Raw genomic sequence first — 15,033 nt, 5'->3', positions numbered from 1 at the left:
TTTCATGCCGATTCAGGTTCTGCCGCCGCAACTTGCCAACCAGATTGCTGCTGGCGAAGTGGTAGAGCGCCCCGCATCGGTGGTGAAGGAGCTGGTTGAGAACAGTCTGGATGCTGGCGCTACTCGTATTGATATTGATATCGAACGCGGTGGTGCCAAGCTTATTCGTATTCGTGACAACGGCTGCGGTATCAAAAAAGACGAGCTGGCGCTTGCGTTGGCTCGCCATGCCACCAGTAAAATTGCTTCACTTGATGACCTTGAGGCGATTATCAGCCTTGGTTTTCGTGGCGAAGCGTTAGCCAGTATTAGCTCAGTTGCCCGTCTGACGTTAACGTCACGTACCGCCGATCAAAGTGAGGCCTGGCAAGCCTATGCCGAAGGCCGTGAACAAGATGTGACGGTGAAGCCCGCAGCGCATCCAGTCGGAACCACGCTTGAAGTGTTGGATCTGTTTTACAACACACCTGCCCGACGCAAATTCATGCGCACTGAAAAAACCGAATTCAACCATATTGATGAGATTGTCAGGCGTATTGCGCTGGCACGTTTTGATGTGTCGATAAACCTGACGCACAACGGCAAAGTGATTCGCCAGTATCGTGCGGTCGCAGAAGGTGCGCCTCGTGAACGCCGTCTTGGCTCGATTTGCGGCACGCCGTTCCTCGAACAAGCTCTGTCCATTGAATGGCAGCACGGCGATCTTGCTTTACGTGGGTGGGTGGCTGAACCAAGTGCGACGACTTCGGCACTGGCAGAGATTCAATATTGTTATGTCAATGGCCGCATGATGCGTGACCGCTTGATAAATCACGCCATTCGCCAGGCGTGTGAAGATAAGCTCGGAGCCGATCAGCAGCCTGCATTTGTACTCTATCTGGAGATCGATCCGCATCAGGTGGATGTGAATGTGCATCCTGCCAAACACGAAGTGCGGTTCCATCAGTCGCGTCTGGTGCATGACTTTATCTATCAGGGCGTGTTGAGCGTGCTGCAACAGCAGACAGAAAACCGTTTGCCACTGGAAGAGACAGCCGAAGAACCGCAACAGCGCTGGCAGCCGGAAAACCGCGTTGCATCTGGACGTAACCAGTTTTCAACACCTGCATCCACTTCTTCTGTTGTTCGCGAATCATCGCCTCGCAGTTCTTCGCCAAATGGTGGTGAATATAGCAGCGGCGGTGCCAGCAAAAACACACCTCTATGGCCTCATGCGGCACCAGGTTTCCAGAAGAAAGAAGGGGCGCTGTATCGCGAGCTTCTGAATACACAAGCTTCCCCAACGCCAAAAAATCGTGCAGCTGAACCTGAAACCAACGAAGTATTAGACGCCCACGCACAAAGTTTTGGCCGTGTACTGACGGTGCTTGCACCAGACATGGCATTGCTGGAACGCGACGGCAAAATTATGCTGCTTTCATTAACCGTGGCTGAACGCTGGTTGAAAATGGCGCAGTTAGTACCAGGTAGTGAAGGTGCGCGGGCACAACCATTGCTGATCCCTGTACGCCTGAAAGTGACGAAAGAAGAACAGGACGTTCTGGTTAAATATCAGTCGCTTTTATTGGAAATGGGCATCGAATTTGTCGCAGAGTCGCGTCAGATAACAATTCGCACCGTACCTTTACCTTTACGTAAACAAAATTTACAAATCTTGATTCACGAACTGCCAGGATACCTGGCGCAACAGACAGAGGTTAACGCAACACAGATTGCTCAATGGTTTGCTCGTCAAATGGACGGCTTTCATGAACAATGGAATCTGGCACAGGCAATTGCCTTGCTGGCTGATGTAGAGCGCCTTTGTCCGCAGCTGGTGAAATCACCACCTGGCGGTTTGTTACAACCTGTTGATTTACAATTGGCGATGAACGCCCTGAAACATGACTGAAGTTAAGCAAAGCCTGCCACAGGCAATTTTTCTGATGGGGCCGACGGCCTCAGGTAAGACAGCGTTGGCCATTAATTTGCGTAAAACGTTGCCGGTAGAGTTGATAAGCGTCGATTCGGCCCTTATCTATCAAGGAATGGATATTGGTACAGCGAAGCCTACTGCCGAAGAACTGGCTCAGGCTCCGCATCGGTTACTCGACATTCTCGACCCGGCACAGGCTTATTCAGCCGCAGATTTCCGGCGCGATGCGTTGGCTGAAATGGCAGACATTACCGCAGCCGGGCGTATCCCCTTGTTAGTTGGGGGAACGATGCTCTACTTCAAGGCATTGTTAGAAGGTTTGTCACCGTTGCCATCTGCCGATCCGGAAGTTCGGGATCGGATAGAAAAACAGGCTGCAGAGCAAGGATGGGAGGCGTTGCATCGTGAGTTAGCACAGGTTGATCCTGTCGCCGCTGCACGTATTCATCCAAATGATCCACAAAGGCTTTCCCGCGCACTGGAAGTTTTTTTCATTTCGGGTAAAACTTTAACGGAACTGACGAAAACGTCAGGAGAAGCTCTGCCTTACCAGGTGCATCAGTTCGCCATCGCCCCGGCGAGCCGTGAACTGCTCCATCAACGAATTGAGCAGCGTTTTCATCAGATGTTAGCTTCTGGATTTGAAGCTGAAGTACGGGCTCTTTTTGCCCGTGGTGATTTGCATACGGACATGCCTTCCATTCGTTGTGTGGGTTACCGGCAGATGTGGTCTTATCTGGCAGGTGAAATTCCGCATGATGAAATGGTTTATCGTGGTATTTGCGCGACGAGACAATTGGCTAAGCGCCAAATGACCTGGTTAAGAGGTTGGGAAGGTGTTCACTGGCTAGACAGTGAGAATCCGTCTCAATCTTATAACGATGTAGTACAGGTTGTTAGTGCGAAGCACCAATGAATGTGTACAATTGAATCGTTATGGTGCGCAGTATCTTACGCAGTTTTTCAGAGCCTCAGGGTTCTTGAGTTACAAACAACAAGCATATAAGGAAAAGATAGAATGGCTAAGGGGCAATCATTACAAGATCCGTTCTTGAACGCACTGCGTCGCGAACGTGTTCCAGTTTCTATTTATTTGGTGAATGGTATTAAGCTGCAAGGGCAGATTGAGTCTTTTGATCAGTTTGTGATCCTGTTGAAAAACACGGTCAGCCAGATGGTCTATAAGCACGCGATTTCAACTGTTGTTCCGTCACGTCCGGTATCTCATCACAGCAATAACACCGGTACTAGCGGTTCTGGCAGCTATCACCATGGCGGCAGCGCGCAAGGTTCTGCGCCACAACAAGACAACGAAGAAGCTGAATAAGGCATAACGTTGTTTTTCCAAGACGGGGAACCAGGGATGATGGGTTCCCCGCTGGTCTTTTAGAGAGGTTATACGCTTGTTTGACCGTTATGATGCCGGTGAGCATGCGGTACTAGTACACATCTATTTTTCGCAAGACAAAGACATGGAAGATCTAGAGGAATTTGAATCTCTGGTCTCTTCAGCCGGTGTCGAAGCATTGCAGGTGGTTACTGGTAGCCGTAAAGCTCCTCACCCGAAGTATTTTGTTGGTGAAGGTAAGGCAATTGAAATTGCCGATGCAGTGAAAGCCACTGGGGCATCGGTCGTTTTATTTGATCATGCGTTGTCTCCAGCTCAGGAGCGTAACCTCGAAGCGCTGTGTGAATGTCGTGTCGTCGACAGAACCGGCCTGATTTTAGATATTTTTGCTCAACGTGCGCGTACCCATGAAGGTAAGTTGCAGGTTGAACTGGCTCAGTTACGTCACATGGCAACTCGACTTGTGCGCGGCTGGACCCACCTTGAGCGTCAGGGAGGGGGGATTGGTTCACGAGGCCCTGGGGAAACTCAGCTCGAAACCGACCGTCGTTTGCTGCGCAATCGGATTATGCAGATCCTTGGTCGCTTAGAACGAGTCGAAAAACAGCGTGAGCAAGGGCGAAGATCGCGTGCCAAGGCTGATATCCCGACCGTATCTCTGGTGGGCTACACCAACGCCGGCAAATCTACCCTGTTTAATCAGATAACTGCAGCTGGCGTTTATGCTGCAGATAAGTTGTTTGCCACACTTGATCCAACATTACGTCGTATTAACGTTACGGATGTTGGTGAAACCATACTGGCCGATACAGTAGGTTTTATTCGTCATCTGCCACACGATTTAGTGGCGGCGTTCAAGGCAACCTTGCAGGAAACTCGTCAGGCGACACTGTTATTACATGTCATTGATGCAAGCGACCTCAGGATTGAGGAAAACATTGCCGCGGTAGATACCGTTCTCGAAGAGATTGAGGCTGATGAAATTCCAACGCTCCTGGTGATGAATAAGATAGATATGTTGGATGATTTCGTTCCACGTATCGACAGAGATGATGAAAATATGCCGATTCGGGTCTGGCTTTCTGCCCAGACCGGAGACGGTATTCCACTGCTTTTCCAGGCTTTGACAGAGCGTTTATCTGGTGAAATTGCACAGCATACGTTGTGCTTACCCCCCCAGGCTGGGCGACTTCGGAGCCGGTTTTATCAGCTTCAGGCAATAGAAAAAGAGTGGATGGAGGAAGACGGCAGTGTTGGCTTACAAATTCGTATGCCTATTGTTGACTGGCGTCGCCTCTGTAAACAAGAACCGGCACTCGCTGACTATATTGTCTAGCCAGTCAAGGGAATGTCCTGAAGACTTTTTCCCCTTCGGGGGATATCACCGCACAACAAATATGGAGCATAAACATGGCGTGGAATCAGCCCGGTAATAACGGACAGGACCGCGACCCGTGGGGAAGCAGCAAACCTGGCGGCGACTCTGGGGGTAACAAAGGAGGGCGGGATCAGGGGCCACCTGATCTGGATGATATCTTCCGAAAATTAAGTAAGAAACTTGGTGGTCTGGGCGGCGGTAAAGGCGGCGGTTCCGGTTCTGGTGGTGGTTCTTCGCAACTTCCACGTCCTCATATTGGTGGCCGCATGGTTGGCATCGTTGCCGCCGTGGCTGTTGTTATTTGGGCAGCGACTGGGTTCTACACCATTAAAGAAGCTGAACGTGGTGTTGTAACTCGTTTTGGTCAATTCAGTCATTTGGTTGAGCCGGGCCTGAACTGGAAACCGACATTCATTGATAGTGTCAGAGCGGTAAACGTTGAGGCAGTACGTGAATTGGCTGCTTCCGGTGTGATGCTGACTTCCGATGAGAACGTCGTTCGCGTCGAGATGAACGTCCAGTACCGTGTTACCGATCCGCGTCGTTATCTGTTTAGCGTAACCAGCGCAGACGATAGCCTGCGTCAGGCAACCGACAGTGCATTGCGTGGTGTTATTGGTAAATACACCATGGATAAGATCCTCACTGAGGGTCGTACCATTATTCGTAACGATACTCAGCGCGAACTGGAAGAAACCATTCGCCCGTACAACATGGGTATTACCCTGCTGGACGTCAACTTCCAGGCTGCTCGTCCGCCGGAAGAGGTGAAGGCTGCATTTGATGATGCGATTTCTGCGCGTGAAAACGAACAGCAATACATCCGTGAAGCAGAAGCGTATACCAACGAAGTTCAGCCGCGTGCTAACGGTCAGGCGCAGCGTATTCTCGAAGAAGCTCGCGCTTATAAAACACAGACTGTGTTAGAAGCTCAGGGTGAGGTTGCTCGCTTTGCCAGATTGTTGCCGGAATACAAGGCTGCGCCGGAAATTACCCGTGAGCGTCTGTATATCGAAACCATGGAAAAAGTGCTTAGCCATACCCGTAAAGTTCTGGTTAACGACAAAGGCGGTAACCTGATGGTTCTTCCTCTGGATCAGATGCTTAAAGGTGGTTCACAGCCTGCGGCGAAGAGCGATACTAGTGGTGCGAACAGCTTGTTGCGTCTGCCACCTGCATCCAGCTCAAGCAGCGGTAGCGCCAGCACACCGTCCTCGTCAAGCCGGGGCGATATCATGGATCAGCGCCGTGCCGACGCACAGCGCACTGATAACCAGCGCGTAGGGAGTGAATAACGATGCGTAAGTCAGTCATTGCTTTAATTATCATCGTGCTGGTAGTGCTGTTTACCTCGGTCTTCGTGGTACAGGAAGGTGAGCGCGGAATTACGTTACGCTTCGGTAAAGTGTTGCGTGATGACGAAAACAAGCCGGTGGTCTACGAACCAGGTCTGCATTTCAAAGTACCGTTTATCGAGTCGGTTAAAACCCTTGATGCACGTATTCAGACTATGGATAACCAAGCCGATCGCTTTGTAACCAAAGAGAAGAAAGACCTGATTGTCGATTCCTATATCAAATGGCGTATCAGTGATTTCAGCCGCTACTACCTGGCAACCGGTGGTGGTGACGTTTCTCAAGCTGAAGTGCTGTTAAAACGTAAGTTCAGTGACCGTCTGCGTTCTGAAATTGGTCGTCTTGATGTGAAAGACATCGTGACCGATTCTCGCGGTCGTCTGACTCTGGACGTTCGTGATGCGCTGAACTCAGGTTCTGCAGGTACTGACGATGAAGTGTCAACACCTGCTGCGGATGATGCGATTGCCTCAGCAGCTGCGCGTGTAACGGCGGAAACCAAAGGTAAAGTGCCAGTGGTTAACCCGAACAGTATGGCAGCGCTGGGTATTGAAGTGGTCGATGTGCGTATCAAGCAGATCAACCTGCCAGCTGAAGTGTCTGAGGCAATCTACAACCGTATGCGCGCTGAGCGTGAAGCGGTTGCTCGTCGCCACCGTTCACAAGGTCAGGAAGAAGCTGAGAAGCTGCGCGCTACCGCCGACTACGAAGTGACTCGTACTCTGGCAGAAGCCGAGCGTATGGGCCGAATCAGCCGTGGTGAAGGTGATGCAGAAGCTGCCAAACTGTTTGCTGACGCATTCAGCCAGGATCCAGATTTCTATGCCTTCATTCGTAGCCTGCGTGCTTACGAGGCGAGCTTCAATTCTGGTCAGGACGTTATGGTGTTAAGCCCGGATAGCGATTTCTTCCGCTACATGAAAACACCAGCGAACAGTTCACGTTAATATTCGCAAGTTATCTATCAAGAGCCGGTCTGACCGGCTCTTTTTTTATGGGTGTTAGAGGAAATTATGAATTCGACAATCTGGATGGCATTAGCACTGGTATTAGTGCTCGAAGGACTCGGACCAATGCTTTATCCGCGTATGTGGCGTCGTATGATAGCCGCTTTAATCCAATTACCCGATAACACGCTGCGTCGTTTTGGCGGCGGACTAGTGGTTGCAGGTGTCGTTGTCTACTACATGTTGAGTCGAAGCGGTGGTTAAGCCACGTTGAGGTGGCTGATTACCATTTTGTATACTAAAAGGGCTGATCATCGGGGAAACCGATGGTAGAATCCTTTTTTAAGCAAACGGTGATTTTGAAAAATGGGTAACAACGTCGTCGTACTGGGCACCCAATGGGGTGACGAAGGTAAAGGAAAGATCGTAGATCTTCTGACTGAACGGGCTAAATATGTTGTGCGCTACCAGGGCGGTCACAACGCAGGCCATACTCTCGTAATCAACGGTGAAAAAACCGTTCTTCATCTTATTCCATCAGGTATTCTGCGTGATAACGTTACCAGCATCATCGGTAATGGCGTTGTGCTGTCTCCTGCTGCACTGATGAAAGAGATGAAAGAGCTGGAAGACCGTGGGATTCCGGTACGTGAGCGACTGCTGTTATCTGAAGCATGTCCGCTGATCCTTGATTATCACGTAGCGCTGGATGTGGCTCGTGAGAAAGCGCGCGGTGCTAAAGCTATCGGTACTACCGGTCGTGGTATCGGTCCTGCGTATGAAGACAAAGTGGCCCGTCGTGGCCTGCGCGTTGGCGACCTGTTCGACAAAGCCACCTTTGCCGACAAACTGAAAGAAGTTCTGGAATACCATAACTTCCAACTGGTTAACTTCTATAAAGTTGAAGCGGTTGACTACCAGAAAGTTCTGGATGATGTCATGGCTGTTGCTGACATTCTGACCAGCATGGTCGTTGATGTGTCCGATCTGTTGGATCAGGCACGTAAGCGCGGCGACTTCATCATGTTCGAAGGTGCTCAAGGCACACTGCTGGACATCGACCACGGTACCTATCCGTACGTGACCTCTTCCAACACCACCGCGGGTGGCGTGGCAACAGGTTCCGGCATTGGTCCACGTTATGTTGATTACGTTCTGGGTATTATCAAAGCGTACTCTACTCGCGTTGGCGCAGGTCCGTTCCCAACTGAACTGTTTGATGATATCGGCGAGTTCCTGTGCAAACAAGGTAACGAGTTCGGTGCGACCACTGGTCGTCGTCGTCGTACTGGTTGGTTGGATATCGTTGCTGTGCGTCGTGCAGTGCAGATTAACTCCCTGTCAGGTTTCTGCCTGACCAAGCTGGACGTACTGGACGGCTTGAAAGAAGTTAAACTGTGCGTAGGCTACCGTCTGCCAGATGGCCGTGAAGTGACTACCACTCCAATGGCTGCTGACGATTGGGAAGGTATCGAACCAATCTACGAAACCATGCCAGGCTGGTCCGAAACGACCTTCGGCGTGAAAGAGCGTAGTGGTTTGCCGCAAGCAGCGCTGGACTACATCAAGCGCATTGAAGAACTGACTGAAGTACCAGTAGACATTATTTCTACCGGTCCAGACCGTTCTGAAACCATGATTCTGCGTGATCCGTTCGACGCATAATGATGTGATGGGGTGTGCTTAGCGCACCCCAACTGTTTTATCCTGCCGTTTTATCTACCTTCCCCTATTAAATAAATTAGCTGGCAACCTTATGGCTGGTTTATCATCAATCTATACCCGTCATACTTCATGTTGCAGCGGCGTTGGCTGCACTCACTCACCCCAGTCACTTACTTAAGTAAGCTCTCGGGGATTCTTGAGCTGGCCGCCTGGCTGCAACCCGAATTATTTAGGGTATAGTATTTACAGCTATTAAGCGTTTCCCCTCCCACCCTAGAGGTTGATGTGCAGTTAACGAGTTTTACTGATTACGGTTTACGTGCTTTGATTTATATGGCGTCTTTGCCAGAAGGCAAAATGACGAGCATTTCTGAGGTAACAGAAGTGTACGGAGTATCACGTAACCACATGGTGAAAATCATCAATCAACTCAGTCGCGCGGGCTATGTGACGGCAGTGCGCGGCAAAAACGGTGGTATTCGCCTCGGCAAACCTGCGCAAACAATTCGTGTGGGTGATGTGGTGCGCGAGCTGGAACCGCTATCTTTGGTGAACTGTAGCAGTGAGTTTTGTCATATTACCCCCGCATGTCGCCTCAAACAGGCACTGGCTCAGGCGGTGCAAAGCTTTCTAACAGAGCTGGATAAGCACACGCTGGCCGATTTGGTGGACCAAAACCAACCGCTCTACAAATTATTGCTGGTGGAATAAATCACGATTTCCTCAGCAAATGACAACGGAGGAACCGCAATGTCAAAAGATCCTTTTCAGGAACGAGAAGCCGAAAAATACGAAAACCCGATCCCAAGCCGGGAGTTTATTCTCGCTCATCTCTCCAAACGTGAAAAACCAGCCAATCGTGACGAACTGGCTGAAGAACTAAATATTACTGGTGAAGAACAACTTGAAGCGCTGCGTCGCCGTTTGCGAGCCATGGAACGCGATGGACAGTTGGTCTTTACCCGTCGCCAGTGCTATGCCCTTCCAGAACGTCTTGATTTGCTCAAAGGCAAAGTTATTGGTCATCGCGATGGCTTTGGCTTCCTGCGCGTAGAAGGTCGTAAAGACGATCTCTACCTTTCATCTGAACAGATGAAAATGTGTATGCATGGCGACATCGTACTGGCGCAACCGCTGGGTGCCGACCGTAAAGGCCGTCGCGAAGCGCGAATTGTGCGTGTGCTGGAGCCAAGAACTGGGCAAATTGTTGGCCGCTACTTTACCGATGCTGGTATCAGTTTCGTGGTGCCAGACGACAGCCGTCTGAGCTTCGATATCCTTATCCCACCAGAAGGGGTAATGGGTGCACGTATGGGCTTTGTGGTAGTGGTTGAACTCACCCAACGTCCAACTCGCCGGACCAAAGCGGTTGGTAAAATTGTTGAGCTTCTTGGCGACAACATGGGCACCGGCATGGCCGTCGATATGGCGCTGCGCACCCACGAAATCCCTTATATCTGGCCACCAGAAGTTGAAACCCAGGTTGCTTCCCTGAAGGAGCAAGTGCCAGAAGAGGCCAAAGTTGGCCGCGTAGATTTGCGTGATCTGCCACTCATGACCATTGATGGTGAAGATGCGCGTGACTTCGATGACGCCGTATTCTGTGAGAAAAAACGTGGCGGCGGCTGGCGTTTGTGGGTTGCGATTGCTGACGTGAGTTATTACGTTCGCCCGCCAACCGCACTGGATAAAGAAGCGCGTAACCGCGGCACGTCAGTTTACTTCCCGTCGCAGGTTATCCCAATGCTGCCGGAAGTGCTGTCCAACGGCCTGTGCTCGCTCAATCCACAGGTTGACCGTCTGTGTATGGTCTGCGAAATGACTATATCTGCAACGGGTCGCCTGACAGGCTTTAAATTCTACGAAGCGGTAATGAGTTCCCATGCGCGTCTGACCTACACCAAAGTGTGGCATATGTTGCAGGGCGATCAGGAACTTCGTGAGCAGTATGCGCCGCTGGTTAAGCACATCGAAGAGCTGCATAACCTGTATAAAGTGCTGGATGTTTCTCGCGCCGAGCGTGGTGGCATCTCGTTTGAAAGTGAAGAGGCGAAGTTTATCTTCAACGCTGAACGCCGCATCGAGCGCGTTGAGCAAACTGTACGTAACGATGCGCACAAGCTAATCGAAGAGTGCATGATCCTCGCGAACATTGCAGCCGCTCGCTTTGTTGAAAAACATAACGAACCGTCACTGTTCCGCGACCACGATCGTCCAACCAACGAAGCGATCACCTCGTTCCGTTCTGTGCTGGCTGAACTGGGTCTGGAATTACCGGGCGGGCAGAAGCCTGAACCGCGTGATTACGCAGAACTGCTGAACTCGATTGCCGATCGTCCGGATCATGAAATGCTGCAAACTATGCTGCTGCGCTCCATGAAGCAGGCGGTTTACGATCCAGAAAACCGTGGTCACTTTGGCCTTGCGCTGCAATCTTATGCGCACTTTACTTCGCCTATTCGCCGCTATCCGGACTTGTTGTTACACCGTGCAATCAAGTATCTGCTGGCGAAAGAGCAGGGCCATAAGGGCAACAGCACCGAGTCTGGCGGCTGGCACTATGACATGGAAGAGATGCTGCAACTTGGCCAGCATTGTTCCATGGCTGAACGCCGTGCCGATGAAGCCACACGCGACGTTGCCGACTGGCTGAAATGCGACTTTATGCAGGATCAGGTCGGTAATACTTTCACTGGCATCATCGCAAGCGTCACCGGTTTTGGCTTCTTTGTCCGACTGACGGATCTGTTTATCGATGGCCTGGTACACGTTTCTACTCTTGATAACGACTACTATCGCTTCGACCAGGTTGGGCAGCGCCTGATTGGTGAATCCGGCGGTCAGACTTATCGCCTGGGTGACCGTGTAGAAGTGCGCGTTGAAGCCGTTCATATGGACGAGCGCAAGATTGATTTTGCTTTGCTCTCTAGTACTCGAGTACCTCGAGGTGCGGGTAAAACTGAGAAAGACAAAGCGAAAAGAGGCGCTAACGGCAACGGACCGAAACGTCGTCAAGCTGGCAAACGCGGAAACTTCGAGTCAGACAGTGCTTTCCGTAAAGAGAAAGGCCCTGCGAAGCCGAAGAAAGCGAAAGCCGACAAAAAAATCGAGAAAAGCGCCGAACCGAAGGTGAAGAAACCAAAAACGCCATCGGATAAAACTCGTAAGATAGCGGCAGCCACGAAAGCTAAGCGGGCAGCGAAAAAGCAGCCGAGCTAGCCTTGAAAGGGTGGATGGTTCTTCGTTTATCCACCCTGACACTGCTTTTCGTAGGTCGGATTAGCGTAAGCGACATCCGACATTTACGAGCAAATTAACACTGGTGCATCAGCACCTGAAAAGAGTAACAGTAATGAGTGAAATGATTTACGGCATTCACGCCGTCCAGGCGCTACTTGATAACGCCCCCCAGCGTTTTCGGGAAGTCTTTATTCTTAAAGGCCGTGAAGACAAACGTCTGATGCCTTTAATTCATGCGCTGGAAGCCCAGGGTGTGCCGGTTCAAATGGCAAACCGCCAATGGTTGGATGAAAAATCTGAAGGCGCTGTGCACCAGGGCATTATTGCTCGCGTGAAACCGGGTCGTCAGTATCAGGAAAATGATATTCCGGACCTGCTTGCAGGTCTTGAACAGCCATTCTTGCTGATTCTGGATGGCGTTACCGACCCTCACAACCTCGGTGCCTGCCTCCGTAGCGCAGATGCTGCCGGCGTGCACGCGGTTATCGTACCGAAAGATCGCTCTGCACAACTGAACGCCACTGCCAAGAAAGTAGCCTGTGGTGCCGCTGAGCATGTTCCGCTTATCAGTGTGACCAACCTGGCTCGAACTATGCGTTTATTGCAGGAATCGAACGTTTGGATCGTCGGTACCGCGGGTGAAGCAGACCACACCTTGTTCCAGAGCAAAATGACTGGCCCAATGGCGCTGGTGATGGGCGCTGAAGGGGAAGGTATGCGTCGTCTGACTCGTGAACATTGCGATGAGCTGATTAGCATCCCAATGGCTGGAACCGTTTCTTCATTGAACGTTTCCGTCGCGACCGGTATTTGCCTGTTCGAAGCTGTGCGTCAACGCAAATAAAATATACTTTTTTCTGAAATAAGAATAACCATCTTTTAACGGATGGCTATTCTTATTGTGGGTGTTAATATATCTCTTCACAATGAAACATATATTCACTGCATGAATATATGTTTCATTTATATTAGTTTATAAAATGGAAGAGTAGTTATATGCCATGGAGCATTGCGTCACTTTATGACGCGTTAGTTATTAATCCCAATTATTGCATTGTTCAATTTGATTCTGCATTGATAATTCGCTTAAAGGATTATGGCGATCTTCAATTAATATTGACACTGACTCAAAAGCAGATGCTCATTGAAACATCTATTTGTCCCGTTAATGTTATAGCGCGGCCTTCAGAGTTTAATCTGTTCCTGTTACGCCACCAGAAAATCCTGCCTCTTTCTACTGTCGGAATTGCTTCCATAAACAAGCAAGAGTTTTATATTGCTTTTGGAGCACTGGCGACTCATTCCTCTATAGAAAACATTAACATGGAAATAGATACGCTTGCCGAAAATGCCCTTGAATTAGCGGAGCTAATTGAAGAGTTTATTTGATCTTAAGTTTTATCTTTGGAGGGATTCATTATGGGTATTTTAAAAAAATTATTTACTTTTGGTAAATCGTTTGTTGCTGATGCGGAACAAGCCTTAGAAGAGAGCCAGGGAATTCGCTTGCTTGAGCAGCATATCCGCGATGCTCGAAACGAATTAGATAAAGCAGGAAAATCACGTGTCGATTTGCTGGCCAGAGTTCGAATGAGCAAGAGCAAACTTGCTGGTCTTTGGGAACGGCAGGCAATACTTGAAGCGAACGCTGTTCAGGCTATGGAAAAGCAGGCTGATGAGGCACTTTTACAGGAAGTGGCTGTTGAGATTGCTCGTCTGGACGATGCCATCAGCACAGAAGAACAGCTTCTGGCTAATCTTGAATCATCACAACAATCTGTTGAAAAAGCGGTAACGACGACGAGTTCGCGTATCGCGCAATTTGAACAGCAATTAGAGATGATCAAGGCGACAGAAGCCACGCAAAAAGCACAACAGGCCGTCACGGCTTCATCACTTGGAGCAACAACCAATGTTGCTACTGCGGCGGAATCGCTTAAACGAATCAAAGCTCGTCAGGTCGAGCGTCAGGCCAAACTGGATGCGATCGATGAACTGGAAAAAGTAAATTCTGGTGCCAGCCTTGATGAAAAATTGGCAGAAGCGGGTATTGGTAATGCTAAACGAACTTCGGCTGATGATGTACTTGCTCGACTAAGGAAACAAAGCGAGGAGTAATGATTCTTAAGCATGTTCTAAAGCTCTGCCAGCTGCATTTAGCGCGCCTGTCATGGTTTGGTTTAATGGTCATGTTTGTTGTTCATTACATCAGCTGCTATTGGCTATTAAGGTGTGTGGGTGAGCAACAACTTACCAGTAATGTCATTGATTTTATTTACTATAGCTCAGTGTTGGGTTCGACTATTGGCTTTGGTGATCTGAGCCCTACGACTGCCGGAGGGCGTCTTTTTACCGCCATATGGCAGATACCCGTTGGAATAGGGCTTTTCGGTGCATTGATGGGGAAAGTCATCAGCATAGTACAGATGATCATCAAAAAGGGACTTAACGGTATGGCTGATTTCAGCGGCTTACAAAATCATGTGATTGTCGTTGGTTGGCGTGGGCACCAAACGCAGAAAATGATTTCACTTTTGCTAGTGGATGAGCGTCGCCAATTCAACAGGGTGTTGTTATGTGAACCTAACGAGCTGGATAGCCATCCGTTTACAAGTAATTCTCTTGTCGATTTTGCTCGGATCTCAAATTTTAACGACCCCTCAGAGCAACAGCGTATTGCTTTATCTCATTGCCATAGCGTAATTATTTATGCACTAAATGATGAGCAAACTTTCACTATTGCATTGTCTATTGCTGGAAAAGTCCCTGCCAGTAGCCACGTTGTGGTTTACCTTGAGGATGAACGCTACGCAACCTTACTGGAAGTGCATTGCCCTAATATAGAAATCAACCGTAATCTCTCTGCAGAACAACTTGCCCGCTCTATGCAGGATCCTGGCTCATCACAATCCATCGCAACAATGGTCAATCCATTAATTGGCGATACGGGATGTGTATTAGCTATTCCTGACGATGCTGGTCACTTCCAATACGGAGACCTAATGCGCTATATGAAGGTGGTGCATGATGCGACTGTGATTGGAATCAGTCAGTACAAAAATGGTCGCGATGTTGAACTTAACCCAGTGATATCAACCCTAGTTAAAGGGGGAATGTGGTTGCATATGATTGGCAATGCTCGAATCCTCGCGCAGGACGTTGCGTGGTCGGAAATAGGAAAATAG

The 15,033-nt window shown here is 49.7% G+C and carries 14 protein-coding genes; all 14 read left to right on the top strand.

Going from position 1 to position 15,033, the window contains the following annotated elements; all coding sequences use genetic code 11:
• Positions 1-4: 4 nt before the first annotated feature.
• The 14 genes from mutL (at position 5) to GC128_RS09565 (ending at position 15,033) form a co-directional block, all read left to right on the top strand.
• Positions 5-1,891: a DNA mismatch repair endonuclease MutL gene (gene mutL / locus GC128_RS09630; RefSeq protein WP_151994110.1), complete on the top strand. Its 1,887-nt coding sequence runs from the start codon at positions 5-7 to the stop codon at positions 1,889-1,891.
• Entirely contained in the window at positions 1,884-2,831 is a 948-nt protein-coding gene (gene miaA / locus GC128_RS09625; RefSeq protein ID WP_151994109.1) for a tRNA (adenosine(37)-N6)-dimethylallyltransferase MiaA, read from the top strand. The genes mutL and miaA overlap by 8 nt, the downstream gene beginning before the upstream one ends.
• Before the next feature lie 102 nt (positions 2,832-2,933).
• Positions 2,934-3,242, top strand: coding sequence for an RNA chaperone Hfq (gene hfq / locus GC128_RS09620; RefSeq protein ID WP_151994108.1), 309 nt, complete (start codon positions 2,934-2,936; stop codon positions 3,240-3,242).
• 76 nt (positions 3,243-3,318) lie between these two features.
• On the top strand, positions 3,319-4,599 hold the full coding sequence (gene hflX, locus GC128_RS09615; RefSeq protein ID WP_151994107.1) for a ribosome rescue GTPase HflX: 1,281 nt from the start codon (positions 3,319-3,321) through the stop codon (positions 4,597-4,599).
• A 74-nt stretch (positions 4,600-4,673) separates the two neighbouring features.
• On the top strand, positions 4,674-5,936 hold the full coding sequence (hflK, locus tag GC128_RS09610; RefSeq protein ID WP_134186262.1) for an FtsH protease activity modulator HflK: 1,263 nt from the start codon (positions 4,674-4,676) through the stop codon (positions 5,934-5,936).
• A 2-nt stretch (positions 5,937-5,938) separates the two neighbouring features.
• On the top strand, positions 5,939-6,943 hold the full coding sequence (hflC, locus tag GC128_RS09605) for a protease modulator HflC (protein WP_034461175.1): 1,005 nt from the start codon (positions 5,939-5,941) through the stop codon (positions 6,941-6,943).
• A 66-nt stretch (positions 6,944-7,009) separates the two neighbouring features.
• Positions 7,010-7,207 (top strand): DUF2065 domain-containing protein, encoded by a 198-nt coding sequence (locus GC128_RS09600; protein ID WP_034461177.1) that lies wholly within the window; start codon positions 7,010-7,012, stop codon positions 7,205-7,207.
• A 102-nt stretch (positions 7,208-7,309) separates the two neighbouring features.
• Positions 7,310-8,608, top strand: a complete 1,299-nt coding sequence (locus GC128_RS09595) for an adenylosuccinate synthase (protein ID WP_034492792.1) — start codon at positions 7,310-7,312, stop codon at positions 8,606-8,608.
• A gap of 285 nt (positions 8,609-8,893) precedes the next feature.
• A complete protein-coding gene (gene nsrR / locus GC128_RS09590) occupies positions 8,894-9,319 on the top strand; it encodes a nitric oxide-sensing transcriptional repressor NsrR (RefSeq protein WP_034461180.1) in 426 nt (141 codons plus the stop codon).
• A gap of 39 nt (positions 9,320-9,358) precedes the next feature.
• Entirely contained in the window at positions 9,359-11,827 is a 2,469-nt protein-coding gene (gene rnr, locus GC128_RS09585) for a ribonuclease R (RefSeq protein ID WP_151994106.1), read from the top strand.
• Between the two features lie 133 nt (positions 11,828-11,960).
• Positions 11,961-12,692, top strand: coding sequence for a 23S rRNA (guanosine(2251)-2'-O)-methyltransferase RlmB (rlmB, locus tag GC128_RS09580; RefSeq protein WP_151994105.1), 732 nt, complete (start codon positions 11,961-11,963; stop codon positions 12,690-12,692).
• 152 nt (positions 12,693-12,844) lie between these two features.
• Positions 12,845-13,237 (top strand): DUF2170 family protein, encoded by a 393-nt coding sequence (locus GC128_RS09575; RefSeq protein ID WP_151994104.1) that lies wholly within the window; start codon positions 12,845-12,847, stop codon positions 13,235-13,237.
• A gap of 30 nt (positions 13,238-13,267) precedes the next feature.
• Positions 13,268-13,966: a PspA/IM30 family protein gene (locus GC128_RS09570; protein ID WP_151994103.1), complete on the top strand. Its 699-nt coding sequence runs from the start codon at positions 13,268-13,270 to the stop codon at positions 13,964-13,966.
• The gene (locus GC128_RS09565; RefSeq protein WP_151994102.1) at positions 13,966-15,033 is read left to right on the top strand and encodes a potassium channel family protein; all 1,068 of its coding nucleotides are present in this window, start codon (positions 13,966-13,968) and stop codon (positions 15,031-15,033) included. The genes GC128_RS09570 and GC128_RS09565 overlap by 1 nt, the downstream gene beginning before the upstream one ends.

Origin of the sequence: Buttiauxella massiliensis, from assembly GCF_902500225.1 — a bacterium.
Lineage (GTDB): Bacteria > Pseudomonadota > Gammaproteobacteria > Enterobacterales > Enterobacteriaceae > Buttiauxella > Buttiauxella massiliensis.
This window is presented reverse-complemented; position numbering and strand designations above follow the sequence as displayed.